The sequence below is a fragment of the Nocardioides ungokensis genome, assembly GCF_013466985.1.
GTDB classification, from domain to species: Bacteria; Actinomycetota; Actinomycetes; order Propionibacteriales; family Nocardioidaceae; genus Nocardioides; species Nocardioides ungokensis.
Window position 1 is genome coordinate 2,041,976 of sequence record NZ_CP059164.1, and the last position, 13,439, is coordinate 2,055,414.

Below are 13,439 nucleotides of genomic sequence, written 5' to 3' on the forward strand. Positions count from 1 at the left end.
CCGCAGCGCAGAACGGCGACTGACGCTGCACGGTGAAACCGCGTTCATCGCATCCTGCTTGCTTCGCGGAACGGCTTCTCCGAGTCCTTGGACGCGGCTTCAGTCCCCCACCCGGCCGGTGTCGTAGGCCCACATCGCGATCTCGACCCTGTTGCGGGCGCCGATCTTGGCCAGGAGGCTCGCGACGTGGGTCTTGGCGGTCGTCTGGCCGATGAAGAGATCGGCGGCGATCTCGGCGTTCGTGCGGCCACGGGCGACCAACGCCAGCACCTCCTCCTCGCGGTCGGTGAGCGGATCGATCGGTTGGGTACGTCGTTTCGACGGTTCCCTGGCGGCCAAGGTCGACAGCAGCCGCCGGGTGATGTTCGGCGCGATCAGGGCATCTCCGACGGCGGCGGCATGCACGGCCTGGACGAGCAGCTCCGGCCCGGCGTCCTTGAGCAGAAAGCCTCGGGCGCCAGCACGAAGCGCGCCGTGGACGTACTCGTCGAGGTCGAAGGTCGTGATCACCACCACCGCCATCGGGTCCGGGACGCCCCGCCCGGCGAGGAGCTCGGTCACCTCGATGCCGTCGAGCCCGGGCATCCGGATGTCGACCAGACACACGTCGGGGTGGAGCCGACGCGCCAGCTCGACCGCGGCGTGGCCGTCGGCGGCCTGACCGACGACCTGGATGCCAGGCTGCGCGTCAAGGATCATGGACAGGCCGGTACGCACCAGATCTTGGTCGTCGGCCACCAGCACCCGCACCGTCATCGGCGTACCTCGGTCGGCAGCTCGGCGTCGACCGCCCACCCGCCCTCGGGCGCCGGCCCCGCGAGCAGCGTGCCTCCCAGCAGCTGCACCCGCTCGGTCATCCCCAGCAGCCCGAAGCCGTGGCTCGCCGACCGCCCCGGGTCGATCTGGCCGTCGTCGGTCACGCGCAGCCGCAGCCTTCCTCCACCCTCGACGACCCGGATCTCCACACGCGAGGCGTTGCGGGCGTGCCGCAGCGCGTTGGTCAGCGCCTCTTGCGCCAGCCGGTAGACCGCCGCGTCGACCTGGAGCGGCAGTCCGTCCAGGTCACCCGGCACCTCCACGTCGACTACCGGCACCGGTTCGCGGCGGGCGAGGGACACCAGGTCGGCGACGCCAGCCTGGGGGGTGTACTCCGCCGGCGCTCCGTCGCGCAGCACCCGGACCATCGCCCGCATCTCCGCGAGCGTCCGCGACGCTTCTCCTTCGATGGCCGCCAGTGCCTCGAGCCCCGCTTCGGGTCGCTGCCCGGCCATCGCCCGGCCCGCCTGCGCCTGCACCGCGATCGCCGAGACGTGGTGGGCGACCATGTCGTGCAGCTCGCGCGCGAGGCCGACCCGCTCCTGGCTGCGGATCTGGTCCAACGCCCGGCGCCAGCTCTCGGCGCGGTAGCGGAACGCCGCTCCGCCCGCCGCCGCCGCCACGGTGATGCCGAACCCGCCGATGACGTCGGACGGGCCGGTGTAGTCGGCGACCGTACCGATGACCGCAGCGACCAGCACCACCGCCAGCCCGACCACGATCTCGCGCCCTGAGCCCCAGCGGACCAGCGCGTAGACGAGCACCAGGACGTAGATCATCGTGGTGAGGCCGATATGGGTGGGCCCGCCCGCCAGGGTCGCCAGCCCCAACCCCATCGCGGTACCCCAGGCCACCACGACGCAGGCCAACGGCCGGGTACGCCGCCAGAGCAGCACGGGCGCGAGCCCGACCGCCACGATCGTCGCGAACGGCCGCCAGGCGACGTCGTCCCGGAGGACTCCCTCGAGCAGCGCCGTCACCATCAACGCGCCGACCAGCACCCAGTCGCGCGACACCCGTTCGGGAGCATCGGCTGCGCGGGGCTCGGCCCACAGCGAGCGCAGGGCGTTGGTGATCACACACCCAGCCTAGGGACCGCCGAGGCCTCGGGGACCGACCGAAAGAACGAGACCCCGCTCCTCCCAACGGCCGAGGAGGGTCCGGCCTCGACGCCGATGTGCGCACGCCGCGACGCGGCGAGGGTTTTCACATGATCACTGTTGAGTCACTGACCCGGAGGTACGCCGGCTTCACCGCCGTCGACAACGTCTCCTTCACTGCCCTGCCCGGTCGCGTCACCGGTTTCCTCGGTCCGAACGGTGCCGGCAAGTCCACCACGATGCGCGTGATGGTGGGTCTGACCGTCCCGACGTCCGGCACCGCGACCATCAACGGAGAACGGTTCGCCGACCTCCCCAACCCCGGCCTCGAGGTGGGCGTCCTGCTCGACGCCTCGGCCCAGCACGTCGGTCGCACCGGACGCGAGATCCTCACGATCGCCGCCGACACCATGGGTCTGCCCCGCACCCGGGTCGACGAGATGCTCGAGCTGGTGAGTCTGACCCCCACCGAGGCCAAGCGCCGGGTGCGCAACTACTCCCTCGGGATGCGTCAACGCCTCGGCATCGCCACCGCACTCCTCGGAGACCCCAAGGTGCTGATCCTCGACGAGCCCGCCAACGGGCTCGACCCCGCGGGGATCCGGTGGATGCGCGACCTGCTGACGGACTTCGCCAGCCAGGGCGGCACCGTCCTGTTGTCCTCACACCTGCTCCACGAGATCGAGGTCATCGCCGACGACCTGGTCGTGATCGGCAACGGCAAGATCGTCGCGGCCGGCACCAAGGAAGAGCTGCTGGCCGCGGCCGGGACGCTCGCCCGCTCGACGTCACCGCGCGACCTCGCTCACGCCCTCGAACAGGCAGGGATCCCCAGCACGCTCGCAGGAGACGGCTCGGTCCGCACGGACGCCGACCCCGCTCGGGTCGGATCCGTGGCCCTGACCGCCGGGATCCCTCTGACCGAGCTCCGGTCCGCCGAGGGCACCGGGCTCGAAGACATGTTCCTCTCGCTCACCGCCGACACCCAACGCGAAGGAGTTGCGGCATGACCGCCACGATCATCCCTCCCGACACCATCGAGGCCGAGCCGGCCCGACGGACCGCCCAACCCATCCCGGCCACCCGACTCGTCAAGGTCGAGCTGCGCAAGATGTTCAACACCCGCTCGGGATTCTGGATGCTCATCAGCATCGGCGCCCTGTCGCCCATCTCGGCCGGGTCGCTCCTCGTCCTCGGCCTCAACAGCGACGTCACCTATCAGAACTTCGTGAGGGCGAGCGGGTTCCCGATGTCAGTGATCTTGCCGATCATCGCGATCCTGGCCGTCACGGGTGAGTGGAGCCAGCGAAGTGGGCTAACCACGTTCACGCTGGTGCCGAGCCGCGAACGCGTGATCGGCGCCAAGGCGATCGCGACCCTCCTGGTGGGCCTCGGCGCCGTCTCCGTCGCCTTTGCGGTTGGCGCCCTCGGCAACGTGGCCGGGTCAGCACTCGCAGGCGTCGACACCGCGTGGGACATTTCGTTGTCCATGGCACTCCAGATGGTGCTCTACAACCTGGTGGGCATGGCCTTTGGCTTCGCACTCGGTGTCGTGCTGCGCAACTCCGCGGCCGCGATCGTGGGCTACTTCGTCGCTTCACTAGTCATGCCCGGCATTCTCGCGCTCCTGGCTCAGGTGCGTTCGTGGTTCGAGGACCTGCAGCCGTGGATCGACTGGCACTACACGCAGGTGGTGCTCCTCGATGGCGCCACGAACACCGGTAAGGAGTGGGCGATGCTCGGCTCGACCACGATGATCTGGATCGTCATTCCCCTCGTCGTCGGGCTGCTCGCCCTGCGCCGCTCCGAGGTCAAGTAGCCCACACGTGGACAGGCGACCGCTCGCGCCAGATGAGCGCGTTCTGGGTTCAACCTCCACCGGCAGTGATGCGTCTTCAGCCAGAGCAAGGTGGTGACGGTCTGAGGAGTGTCTATGGCGATCCGACGCCAGGAAAGTCGTCTCGGCCCTCTCTGAGTGTCGGTCCCAGGTCTCACACAACGAGTCGAGGACCTCCGTGGGATCAAACCAGCCCGTTGGCCAAGGGGCTCGGCCAGGGGACAGCGTCCAACCTCTCGACGTAGATAGGTCCACGGCGGTTCCACCGCCCACGTGGGGCACGTAGCGTGAGTAAGCAGAGTGAAGACGGACCAGCCCGGGGTTTCGGTGACGGGAGGGGAGCGCGGTGATGGAGCAGCAGCTGCAGCACCCTGGCTGGCGGCCCGTCGACCCGCCACGACGGCCGGTGTTGGTGGTGAACCCGAGGTCGGGTGATGGCGCGGCGGCCCGCGTCAAGGTCGTTGAGCGGGCACGGGACCTGGGGATCGAGGTGGTCATCCTGACTCCCCGTCAGAGCTTGGTGGCGCTCGTCCGTTCGGCCGTGGAGAGGGGAGCGGACGCACTGGGGATGGCTGGTGGCGACGGGTCGCTTTCGGTCGTGGCCGAGGTGGCAGCTTCGCACGGGCTGCCGTTCATCTGTGTTCCGGCCGGGACGCGTAATCACTTCGCGCTCGACCTGGGCGTGGACCGGCGTGATGTGCTGGGCGCGCTCGAGGCGTTCACCGAGGGAGTGGAGCGCGAGGTGGACGTGGCCGAGGTGAACGGTCGCCTGTTCCTCAACAACGTCTCGCTCGGGGTCTACGGCGAGGCCGTCCGCCGATCGGCCTACCGCGATGCGAAGGCGCGCACTCTCGTCGCGACCGCGGACAAGGTGCTCGGTCCGCACGGGCACGTACCCTCGCTGCGCCTCGTCGACGATGCCGGACGGGAGCACGCTCAGCTCGCCGTCGTGCTGGTGTCGAACAACCCGTACTCGCTGGACCGGCCTCCCGTGGGCACCCGCCCGGCTCTTGACAGCGGCCGGCTCGGGGTCATCGCTCTCGACGCTCCGGGGGGCGGCCCGCACGCTCCGGGGCGGGCCTGGAGCGCACCGCACCTGGAGGTTCTTGCCACGGCGCCAGTCCATGCCGGTACGGACGGCGAGGCGGTCGATCTCGACCCACCGCTGCATTTCGCGATCCGGCCGAAGGCGCTGCGCGTCCGAATCTCGAGCCGCCATCCCGGCGCCTCACCCTCGGCAGCCCTGTCGCGGGCTGCCCCGCGCCTCCCCATGCCGCGGCCCCCCAAGCCCTAGGTACTCACGTGGGTCGGCGCGTGCCTTCCTCCGGTGCCACCTCGCCATGCGTGGACTGGTAGACCACCTCGTACCTCTTGCCACTGTTCTTCACCATCGCGGTGATCAGGGCCGCGAGGGGCATGGCCATGAAGGCGCCCATGGGTCCCGCAGCAAGGCCACCTGCGAGGGTGCGCCAAAGGCCACCGCCGCCTGACCGGAGAGGCCGGCGGCGGACCTTGCCGTTCGGGCGCGTCACGCGGCCAGTCGGTCCGCCTGCTCGCCGACCTGCCGCAGGGTGAAACCGGCGAAGATCTCGATCACCCCACGACAGATGGCCCACACTCCGACGAGGGTCACCAGTGTCACCAGCGAGCGCTCCCACGAGCGGGCTGCCCACACCCCGAGCACCAGCTCGGAGATGCCGAGCAGCAGCCCGGTCCACCACCAGGGCAGCTTGGCGCCGGCCAGCGCGTTGATCACGTGATCGTGCCGAACACGATCAAGTACCACGCCACGAGGATCGAGACGGCATAGAGGGTGACGCCTGGCCAGACAATGGTGACGACGCCGGCGGCCACTCCCAATGTCCCGCCCACGATGGACAGCCAGCGCAGGGTGGGCACCCGACTGGCCACCGCCAGCTGCGTGATGCCGCCGAACACGAATGCCACTCCGACAAATGTCGCCACCGCGACCAGGCTGCCCACCTTGAAGGACAGCACGAACATGCCGAACCCGACCCACAGGGCCCCCAGGGCCACGAGCCACCACCAGGTCGCCGACGCGTCCCGGACCGTCTCGCGGAGCAGGTCCGGGGTCTTCAAGTCACTTGTCATTACAAATCTCCTATGGTGTGGGCCGCGGCAGGCAAGGCGTCCACCATTCCCTGCCTGCCGCGGCGCGAGTGTTGACGGGCGTGGGGCCTGATGGCCACCAGCCGCTCGGGGCGCTACGAGTTGGCCGCGGCCCGGGCGAGTGTGTCGGCGTAGGCACGGGCGTGGATGGCATCGAGCATCGTCAGCTGGGCGCTCTCGACCGCCCAGTCGGCGAAGTCGAGGGCTTCGGCCGCGTCGGCTTCCGCCCAGTCCGCGTCGGATGCGGCGACCTTGGCGTCCACCTGGCGGGTCCGCTTGTCGATGTTCGCCTTGACGTCGCTCATCTTGGCCGCCGCGTCAGTCTTCATCTGCGCCCACTTCGCCCGAGCGCTGTCGGCGGCCTGGGAGGCCTCGTCGCGTGCGTTCTCGACTGACTGGTCCAGCTCGGCCTGGGCCTGATCGATCCGCTGCCTGAGCTGGGCATCGGACTCGGCGGCGGCAGACTGCACCGCCGACCTGGCCGTCGCGACGCGCTGCTGCAGCTCGTCGAGTCGCGTAGAGAAATCGTGTGCTGCTTCATGTGTAACCACCTTCTTGGTCGGGCCCCGAAGGGCACGTGGAATTGTTCCGCAGTTCTGACGATAACGTCAGAACTGCGGACAGCGCAAGAGGTTAATGACGAAATCTCAGTTAGTGCGTCAGCCCCGCCGGGCGGCCGGTCGCGGTGGGCGGGTCTGCTCGATCGAGCCCTCCGCCGTCGTCATGGCCGGAGCGGGACAGCGAGTCGTCAGCTGCTCTTCGAGGCGTTATCGCTGCTGGGAGAGGCCAGGAACCGCGAGACGAGGGGGCCGAGCTCGTCGGCTGAGGTGATCAGCCCGAGGTGGCCGTCGTCGAAGACGTGGAGGGACGCGTGGGGGAGCAGCGAGCGCATGATCCGCGCGTTCACCAGCGGGATGATCGGGTCGTCGTTCCCGGCGAGGATCAAGGTGGGCTGCCGGATGAGCGGCAGCGCGGGAAGGCTCGACCAGCCGATCCCGGCGAGGAGCTGGAGGACGTACCCGGCTGTGGGCCCCAGGCGCTCCTGCTCGTGCATCACGTGCCAACCTCGTCGGGCTGTCGGCGCATTCGGCCGCCGTACATCTCCGCTGCGATGGCCCGGGCGTACGTCGGATCGCGGTAGCGCCTCGGGGTGAGCATCTTGCTGAGCACGCTGAGGCGGGCGGGCACCATCAGCATGCCGGTCCCGGTACTGGCCAGCACCAGACGCCGGCAGCGACGCGGGTACTGGAACGCCAGCTGCTGGGCCAGGCCGCCGCCCCAAGAGATGCCGAGGGCGTCGAACTGGTCGTGGCCCAGCCGGTCGACCAGGGTCCCGACCAGCCAGGCCAGCAACGCGAAGTTGTAGGGCACCTTGGGTGCCGGCGAGCCCCCCACGCCGGGTACGTCGAACCGGATCACTTCGATCCGTGGGTCGACCTCGTCGACGAACGGCTGGAGCAGGTCGAGGCGGGCGCCGATGCCGTTGCAGAGCACCAATGGCGGCCCGGGGGCCGTGCCCGGCCGGACGGCGACCCGGACGTCGTGGCCGAGGACCCGGAGCCGGAGGTGCCTGGTCACTTGTCCAGGACGTAGGTGCCGGGCGCCTCCGCGAGCACGCTCAGGCGGTGCGACCCGAGGGTCTGGGGCGCCGGACGCTGGGCGCCACTGCGTTCGTCGAGCCACAGGCCGAGGTCGGTCCACCAGGTGCCCGGGTGGACCTCGGTGCCGTCGAGCCAGGCCTCGGCGTCGGCCGCCAGATCGTCGTTGGTGTGGAAGGACGCCTTGGCGTTGCCTGGTGGGTTGACCAGGGCGGCGATGTGTCCACTGGTGGACAGCACGAATCGGGTCGTGCCGCCGAAGAGCTGGGCGCTCCGATAGCAGCTCTCCCAGGGGGTGATGTGGTCGGCCATGCCGGCCACGAGGTAGGAGTCCACCGTGACGGCGCCGAGGTCGATCGGAACGCCGAGGACGGTGAGCTCGCCCGGGCGGGTCAGCAGGTTCTCCATCGCCAGGTCGACGAAGTCGGCGTGCAGGGCGGCGGTCATTCGCGTGGTGTCGGAGTTCCAGAACAGGATGTCGAAGGCGGGAGGTCGCTTGCCCAGCAGGTAGTTGTTGACCCAGTAGTTCCACACCAGGTCGCGGGGCCGGAGCCACGCGAACACCTCGGCCAGCGCCCGGCCGTCGAGGTAGCCCTTGCGCGCGGACTTCGCCTTGGCCCGGCCCGCCAGCTGCTCGTCGACGAGGGCGGAGACCGACCCGGCATCGTGGTTGTCGATGACCGTCACGGCCAGGCAGAGCGCGGCCAGCCGGTCCTGCCGGCCGGTGCCGGCGAGGTACGCCGCTGCCATGCTCGCGAGGATGCCACCGGAGCACACGCCGCCGAGCACCGTCCGGTGGCTGCCCGTGATCTCCTCAACGGCGTCCAGGGCCTCGAGCACCGCACGAACGTAGGTGTCGAAGTCCATGAGGCGTGTCGAGCGTCGGGGTTGCGCCAGGAGATGACGAACATCTGTCTGCCCTGCCGGACGCCGAACTCCACGAGGCTGCGCTCCGGGGCGAGATCGATCGCGTAGAACTTGTTGATCGTGGGCGGGACCACCAACGCGGGAACCTCGTAGACCTCGTCGGTCTGCGGCGCGTACTGGATCAGCTCCAGCACGTCGTTGCGAAACACGACCCCGCCCGGCGTCGCAGCGACGTTGTCGCCCACCGCGAACCCGGTGCCGTCGACCATCTCGGGGATGCGCGGTGCCGAGGTCAGGTCCTTGACCAGCTGCCTGCCTCCGCGCGCCAGGCTCAGCCCCGCGGAGTCGACCGCCGCCTTCGCCGAGGCCGGGTTGACCAGCGGGACGTTGCTGGGAGCGGTCGCCTCGATGAGGTTCTCCAGGCAGAACTGCACCCGCTTTCGGTCGCGTGGCGCGATGTCGGCATCGAGCACCAGCTGCTCGAGGGTCCGGCCGCTGGCCAGGTAGAGCTGGACCAGCCGCTTCAGCAGGGGGTTCGAGGTCCACGCGACGTCGGTGAACCGGCGGTCCCCGCGCAGCGGTGCGACCGTGGAAGTGCCGGTCAGGATGCGCCCGGCTTCGGCGCCCAACCCGCCCAGCCGTCGCGCCGTGATACCCGGTCTGCGGGCAAGGGAGACCGCCCACTTCGCCGTCGACCTGTCGGGTACGAAACGTCGGACCGGGCCGAGCGCCGAGTCGACCAGCAGGACATCGAGGGGAGCGGCCCTCTCGGGGAGGGGGGTGGTGGCGGTCATGGGAGGAGCTCCTCATGGTTGGGGGGCGGCGAAGTCGAGCCGGGCCTCCCGGTCCAGCCGCGTGGCTGAGGAAAGCCTCATGTCTGACGATAACGTCAGTATGAGGGTGAGACCACTCCTGAGGCAGAAACGTTGGCAACGTCACGGGGCACCAGAGCGCCGGGCATGGCCGTCGCCGACCTCCGACCCGGGTCGGCGCGGCCGTGGTCAGGAAGCTGTGGGGACGGTGAGGTCGGGTAGCGGGAGGTTGCAGATGCGCCGAGCCGTCGTGGCCCGCATGCCGAACATGCGCAGAAGCTCTTCGGTCACCCGGTCGGTGGTCTCCTCGGCATCGCGCTCCGGCTGGTCCTGCAGCAGCTGGCCAAGGGCGATGAGGGCTCCGGCGGCCATCGTCACCGCGACCTCGAGGTCCTCGACGTGGAAGCGGCCGGCATCCATGGCGGCCTTGATGTCGCGCCGGGCTCGTGGCGCCAGACCGTTGTCTGCGCTGAGCAACCGGAGCACGTTGTTGAGGAAGACCCGGCTGAGCTCGGGCTCCCTGCGTTGCAGCCGTCCGGTGAGGCGGAAGCTGCAGGCGAACACCTCTGCGGGGTCCTCGATGTCCTTGGTCAACTGGTCGAGCAGTTGGCCGTAACCGTCCATCACTGCCTCGACGGCGGCCTCGAAGAGCTCTTCCTTCGTCGCGAAGTGGTTGTAGAAGGAGCCCATCCCGACGTCGGCGGCCTGGGTGATCTCCAGGATCGGCGCGTTCGTCCGGCCCTCGGCGATGAGCAGTTGAGCAGCCCGGATGAGAGCTGCCCGGGTCTGGGCCTTGCGGCGGTCCAGCCGGTTGGGCTCCTGGGTTGTTGCGTTGCTCATGACCGCTCCTCGGTGTCCTCGGTGGATGGTGCGCGTGCATTCTAGCGCAGCGCAGTCAGCAATGACGATTTCCTCAAAAACTCTTGACTGAACATATATTCGTAAGTGACGATCTCGTCACTAACGCACTTCGAGGAGCGACAGATGACCAGTCACCACGGGACCCACAACGACCTGCACAGCGAGCAGGGCGCGCGGCGCGGCGAGCACCCGGGACGCGCGAAGAACCCCGTCATCAAGGTGCTCGACCTGGCCTGGCTCGAGTTCACCAAGCCCGACCTTGCGGCCTCGGAGCGGTTCGCGCAGGCGTTCGGCTTCACCACCGTGAGCCGGACCGCGGACGAGCTGCAGCTGCGCGGGACCGGCACCGGAGCGGCGTGCGTGATCGTCCGCCGTGGACCGCGCTCGAGGTACTTGGGTGCGGCCTTCAGAGCCGCGGACTCCGCCGACGTGGTCCGGCTCGCCGACGCCACGGGGGCGAAGGTCGAGAAGTTGCCGGAGAGCATCGGCGGGCTCGCCGTGGACCTGACCGACCCGACCGGCCTGCTGGCACGGGTGGTCGCCGACACCCATGAGCTCGCCGCCCTGCCGGACCAGCCGACGCAGGTGTTCAACTTCGGCGACGAGACGCCCCGGGCGAATCGCCCGCAGCGCCCGCCCCGCGAGCCCGCGAGGATCCAGCGACTCGGGCACGTGGTGCTCCAGACCACGGCCTACATGGAGACCCTGAACTGGTACCTGCAGCACCTGGGTCTCATCGTCAGCGACTTCAAGTACTACGAGGGCCAGCGTGAACGGGGGCCCACGATGGGCTTCATCCGCTGTGACCGTGGCGCGACCGCGACCGACCATCACACCCTGGCGATGACGCTCGGCCCGCGGAACCGGTACGTGCACTCGGCCTACCAAGTGGGCGACCTCGACGCCTTGGCGGCCGGCGGGGAGTACCTCCGCGAGCGGGGCTTCCAACACTCCTGGGGCATCGGCCGGCACATCGAGGGCAGCCAGATCTTCGACTACTGGCGCGACCCGGACGGCCTCCTGGTCGAGCACTTTGCCGACGGCGACCTGTTCGACTCCACCCTGGAGCCCGGCTGGTCCCCGATGACGGCTTCGGGGCTGGCGCAGTGGGGACCGCCAGTCACCAAGGACTTCCTCGGCCTCGCCCCCGGACCCGAGGCCCTGCGCGAGCTGGTGTCCATGGCTCACGCGCTGCGCGACGACAACGAGTTCGATCTGACCCGCCTTCGCGGCCTCCTGAAAGTAGCCACCTCATGAGCATCACCCTCCTTCGGACCGCCGACGCCTGGTGGGTCCGCACGCCCCGCGGCGCGGCCCGCGTCGAGACCGACGCCAGGACCACCCGCGAGCTCCTCGCCGCACCGGAGAAGATCCACACGGCGTCGAGCAGCCCGACGACCGTCGACGAGGCCACGCTCGCTCTGCAGTCTCCCGTGACGGCACCCTGCCGCCTGGTGGCCCAGATGACGAACTTCGCCAGCCACGTCAAGGACTCAGGTCTCGACCCCGAGACCATCCCGCTGACCTTCTTCCGCAAGACCTCGGGCTCGATCAGCGGCCCGCTCGACCACATCGTCCGCCCGGACCACGTCCGCTGCCTGGACTACGAGGTCGAGATCGGCCTGGTGCTCGGCCGAGAGCTGCCCGTCGGCACGCACGTCACCGAGGAGAACTGGACCTCGTTCGTCGCCGGCCTCGTGGTGACCAACGACGTGTCGGCCCGCGACGTGCAGCTGCCGAAGACCCAGTTCTTCGAGTCCAAGTCCTACCCGACCTTCACCCCCGTCGGACCTTCGCTCGTGCTGCTGGACCAGGACGAGCTGAAGCGGTTCGGTGACCTGCGCCTCCGCCTGTGGGTCAACGGCGAGCTGCGCCAGGACTCCCTGGTCGATGACGACATGATCTACCCCCCGGTGGTGGCTTTGCAGGCGCTGAGCCGGTTCCAGCGACTCGACGTGGGCGACCTGCTCCTGACCGGGACCCCGGAAGGGACCGCCCTGAGCGCGCCGCCGAAGCCCGTCGAGATCATCGCCGCGCTGCTGCCGCCCGCGCTGAAGTGGAAGCTCTTCTTCCAGCGCCAGGAACGGAACCCCAAGTACCTCAAGGCCGGCGACCTCGTCGAGCTCGCGATCGGGACCGACGACGGCGCCATCGACCTCGGCCGCCAGCGCACCGTCGTCAGGAGCGCCTGATGAATGACCTGCTGTGGCCAACGTACGACGGCCCACGCCACCTCGCCGCCATCGAGGAGGTGGCCCTGACCGACCGTGGCCTGCCCGGCACGACGTACGACCTGCTGGTGCGGGCCGCCCGTCTGTGGCCGGACCGGGTCGCCCTGTCCGTGCTGCCGGACGGCGAGCGGTGGGAGCAGCCGACGGAACGTACGTTCGCCGAGCTGCTGGCCGACGTGCACCGCTACGCCAACGCGTTCCACGCACTCGATGTGCGCCGCACGGACGGGGTCGCCTGCTGGCTCCGAACTGTGACGAGCTCATCACCGCGACCCTCGCGGCCGAGCTCGCCGGCATCGCCGCGCCGATCAACGGTGGCCTGCCGGGCAGCACATCGTCGAACTGCTGCGCAGGTCGGGCGCGCGGGTCCTCGTCGCTGCAGGCCCCGACCTCGCACCCGAGGTCTGGACCAAGGCCCGGGGGATCGCCCGCGAGGCCGGCATCGAGACGCTGCTCGCCCTGTGTCCGACCGGGGGCGGCGCGGGGGAGCGGGACTGCCCCCGCTCGACGGCGTCCGGGTCGGCCACCTGTCGGCGCTGGCGGCGGAGCAGCCGCACGAGTGCTTCGTGGGGGAGCCGCCCTCGGCCACCGACCTCGCCGCCCTCTTCCACACCGGTGGTACGACGGCACGCCGAAGCTCGCGGCGCACACCCACGCCAACGAGGTCGCCGACGCCTGGATGATCGCGGCGATCGGGGTCCTGGACGTTGAGTCCGTGGCCTTTGCCGCGTTGCCCCTCTTTCACGTGAACGCCCTCGTCGTCACCCTGCTCGCGCCGCTGTTCAAGGGGCAGCGGGGGGTGTGGGCGGGACCCCTCGGGTACCGCGACACGTCGCTGTTCGCCAGCTTCTGGAAGGTGGTCGAGCGGTACGGCATCAGCTTCATGAGCGGCGTCCCGACGATCTACGGGGTCCTCGCCGACCGCCCCGTCGATGCCGACATCGCCAGCCTGCGATTCGCCCTCGTCGGCGCGTCCGCCCTGCCGAAGGCGGTCCGCGAGCGGTTCGAGTCAGCTACCGGGGTGCCTCTCCTGGAGGGCTACGGCCTGACCGAGGCGACCTGCGCGAGCGCCCGCAGCTTCGTGGAGCACCCCGTCCCCGGGACGGCGGCCAGCGTCTGCCCTACCAGCAGGTGAAGACCATCGAGGTCACTGCAGAGGGGAATGGGTCGACCTGCCGACCGGTGAG

Annotated in this window: 17 protein-coding genes and 1 pseudogene; 7 read left to right on the forward strand and 11 right to left on the reverse strand. The window is 69.8% G+C overall.

Features of this window, described 5'->3' with window-relative positions; all coding sequences use genetic code 11:
- Nucleotides 1–99 precede the first annotated feature (99 nt).
- Together H0S67_RS10130 and H0S67_RS10135 are read right to left on the reverse strand one after the other, a co-directional pair.
- Complete coding sequence (locus H0S67_RS10130) at nt 100–756, reverse strand: response regulator (protein ID WP_180936474.1); 657 nt, start codon at nt 754–756, stop codon at nt 100–102.
- On the reverse strand, nt 753–1,895 hold the full coding sequence (locus tag H0S67_RS10135; protein WP_180936475.1) for a sensor histidine kinase: 1,143 nt from the start codon (nt 1,893–1,895) through the stop codon (nt 753–755). The genes H0S67_RS10130 and H0S67_RS10135 overlap by 4 nt, the downstream gene beginning before the upstream one ends.
- A 131-nt stretch (nt 1,896–2,026) precedes the next feature.
- On the opposite strand from H0S67_RS10135, the gene H0S67_RS10140 reads away from it, so the two are divergent.
- The 3 genes from H0S67_RS10140 (at nt 2,027) to H0S67_RS10150 (ending at nt 5,047) form a co-directional block, all read left to right on the forward strand.
- Entirely contained in the window at nt 2,027–2,926 is a 900-nt protein-coding gene (locus H0S67_RS10140; protein ID WP_180936476.1) for an ABC transporter ATP-binding protein, read from the forward strand.
- Nucleotides 2,927–3,027: 101 nt separating this feature from the next.
- Complete coding sequence (locus tag H0S67_RS10145) at nt 3,028–3,735, forward strand: ABC transporter permease subunit (RefSeq protein WP_246355272.1); 708 nt, start codon at nt 3,028–3,030, stop codon at nt 3,733–3,735.
- A gap of 367 nt (nt 3,736–4,102) precedes the next feature.
- The gene (locus tag H0S67_RS10150; RefSeq protein WP_180936478.1) at nt 4,103–5,047 is read left to right on the forward strand and encodes a diacylglycerol/lipid kinase family protein; all 945 of its coding nucleotides are present in this window, start codon (nt 4,103–4,105) and stop codon (nt 5,045–5,047) included.
- A gap of 4 nt (nt 5,048–5,051) precedes the next feature.
- Here H0S67_RS10150 and H0S67_RS26605 read toward each other — a convergent pair whose 3' ends face one another.
- The 9 genes and pseudogenes from H0S67_RS26605 to H0S67_RS10180 all read right to left on the reverse strand — a co-directional run bounded on the left by H0S67_RS26605 (nt 5,052) and on the right by H0S67_RS10180 (nt 10,000).
- Nucleotides 5,052–5,177 (reverse strand): hypothetical protein, encoded by a 126-nt coding sequence (locus tag H0S67_RS26605; protein WP_281368996.1) that lies wholly within the window; start codon nt 5,175–5,177, stop codon nt 5,052–5,054.
- 104 nt (nt 5,178–5,281) lie between these two features.
- Entirely contained in the window at nt 5,282–5,509 is a 228-nt protein-coding gene (locus tag H0S67_RS10155; RefSeq protein ID WP_180936479.1) for a DUF308 domain-containing protein, read from the reverse strand.
- Complete coding sequence (locus H0S67_RS10160) at nt 5,506–5,865, reverse strand: DUF308 domain-containing protein (protein ID WP_180936480.1); 360 nt, start codon at nt 5,863–5,865, stop codon at nt 5,506–5,508. Before H0S67_RS10160 ends, H0S67_RS10155 begins: the two co-directional genes overlap by 4 nt.
- A 113-nt stretch (nt 5,866–5,978) precedes the next feature.
- Nucleotides 5,979–6,353: a hypothetical protein gene (locus tag H0S67_RS10165; protein WP_180936481.1), complete on the reverse strand. Its 375-nt coding sequence runs from the start codon at nt 6,351–6,353 to the stop codon at nt 5,979–5,981.
- Between the two features lie 278 nt (nt 6,354–6,631).
- On the reverse strand, nt 6,632–6,937 hold the full coding sequence (locus H0S67_RS23450; protein WP_343050496.1) for an alpha/beta fold hydrolase: 306 nt from the start codon (nt 6,935–6,937) through the stop codon (nt 6,632–6,634).
- The gene (locus H0S67_RS23455; protein ID WP_219635613.1) at nt 6,937–7,461 is read right to left on the reverse strand and encodes an alpha/beta fold hydrolase; all 525 of its coding nucleotides are present in this window, start codon (nt 7,459–7,461) and stop codon (nt 6,937–6,939) included. Before H0S67_RS23455 ends, H0S67_RS23450 begins: the two co-directional genes overlap by 1 nt.
- Complete coding sequence (locus H0S67_RS23460) at nt 7,458–8,348, reverse strand: PHA/PHB synthase family protein (protein ID WP_246355273.1); 891 nt, start codon at nt 8,346–8,348, stop codon at nt 7,458–7,460. The genes H0S67_RS23455 and H0S67_RS23460 overlap by 4 nt, the downstream gene beginning before the upstream one ends.
- Before the next feature lie 77 nt (nt 8,349–8,425).
- Nucleotides 8,426–9,142: pseudogene (locus H0S67_RS24925) on the reverse strand (hypothetical protein); the annotation flags it as partial.
- A gap of 207 nt (nt 9,143–9,349) precedes the next feature.
- The gene (locus H0S67_RS10180) at nt 9,350–10,000 is read right to left on the reverse strand and encodes a TetR/AcrR family transcriptional regulator (RefSeq protein WP_180936482.1); all 651 of its coding nucleotides are present in this window, start codon (nt 9,998–10,000) and stop codon (nt 9,350–9,352) included.
- Nucleotides 10,001–10,144: 144 nt separating this feature from the next.
- On the opposite strand from H0S67_RS10180, the gene H0S67_RS10185 reads away from it, so the two are divergent.
- From H0S67_RS10185 to H0S67_RS23470, 4 genes are read left to right on the forward strand one after another with little or no spacing between them, the layout of a single operon-like run.
- Complete coding sequence (locus H0S67_RS10185) at nt 10,145–11,278, forward strand: VOC family protein (RefSeq protein ID WP_180936483.1); 1,134 nt, start codon at nt 10,145–10,147, stop codon at nt 11,276–11,278.
- A complete protein-coding gene (locus H0S67_RS10190; RefSeq protein WP_180936484.1) occupies nt 11,275–12,213 on the forward strand; it encodes a fumarylacetoacetate hydrolase family protein in 939 nt (312 codons plus the stop codon). The genes H0S67_RS10185 and H0S67_RS10190 overlap by 4 nt, the downstream gene beginning before the upstream one ends.
- Nucleotides 12,213–12,935: a hypothetical protein gene (locus H0S67_RS24930; protein WP_246355274.1), complete on the forward strand. Its 723-nt coding sequence runs from the start codon at nt 12,213–12,215 to the stop codon at nt 12,933–12,935. Before H0S67_RS10190 ends, H0S67_RS24930 begins: the two co-directional genes overlap by 1 nt.
- Nucleotides 12,932–13,387: an AMP-binding protein gene (locus tag H0S67_RS23470; RefSeq protein ID WP_281368998.1), complete on the forward strand. Its 456-nt coding sequence runs from the start codon at nt 12,932–12,934 to the stop codon at nt 13,385–13,387. Before H0S67_RS24930 ends, H0S67_RS23470 begins: the two co-directional genes overlap by 4 nt.
- Nucleotides 13,388–13,439 lie beyond the last annotated feature (52 nt).

Excerpts from the sequence above, each read along its gene's own strand:
- H0S67_RS10130 (WP_180936474.1), bottom strand. The coding sequence starts at position 756 with ATGACGGTGCGGGTGCTGGTGGCCGACGACCAAGATCTGGTGCGTACC.
- H0S67_RS10140 (WP_180936476.1), top strand. The coding sequence starts at position 2,027 with ATGATCACTGTTGAGTCACTGACCCGGAGGTACGCCGGCTTCACCGCC.
- H0S67_RS10145 (WP_246355272.1), top strand. The coding sequence starts at position 3,028 with ATGTTCAACACCCGCTCGGGATTCTGGATGCTCATCAGCATCGGCGCC.
- H0S67_RS10150 (WP_180936478.1), top strand. The coding sequence starts at position 4,103 with ATGGAGCAGCAGCTGCAGCACCCTGGCTGGCGGCCCGTCGACCCGCCA.
- H0S67_RS26605 (WP_281368996.1), bottom strand. The coding sequence starts at position 5,177 with ATGGCCATGCCCCTCGCGGCCCTGATCACCGCGATGGTGAAGAACAGT.
- H0S67_RS10160 (WP_180936480.1), bottom strand. The coding sequence starts at position 5,865 with ATGACAAGTGACTTGAAGACCCCGGACCTGCTCCGCGAGACGGTCCGG.
- H0S67_RS23450 (WP_343050496.1), bottom strand. The coding sequence starts at position 6,937 with ATGCACGAGCAGGAGCGCCTGGGGCCCACAGCCGGGTACGTCCTCCAG.
- H0S67_RS23460 (WP_246355273.1), bottom strand. The coding sequence starts at position 8,348 with ATGGACTTCGACACCTACGTTCGTGCGGTGCTCGAGGCCCTGGACGCC.
- H0S67_RS10180 (WP_180936482.1), bottom strand. The coding sequence starts at position 10,000 with ATGAGCAACGCAACAACCCAGGAGCCCAACCGGCTGGACCGCCGCAAG.
- H0S67_RS10185 (WP_180936483.1), top strand. The coding sequence starts at position 10,145 with ATGACCAGTCACCACGGGACCCACAACGACCTGCACAGCGAGCAGGGC.
- H0S67_RS10190 (WP_180936484.1), top strand. The coding sequence starts at position 11,275 with ATGAGCATCACCCTCCTTCGGACCGCCGACGCCTGGTGGGTCCGCACG.
- H0S67_RS24930 (WP_246355274.1), top strand. The coding sequence starts at position 12,213 with ATGAATGACCTGCTGTGGCCAACGTACGACGGCCCACGCCACCTCGCC.
- H0S67_RS23470 (WP_281368998.1), top strand. The coding sequence starts at position 12,932 with ATGATCGCGGCGATCGGGGTCCTGGACGTTGAGTCCGTGGCCTTTGCC.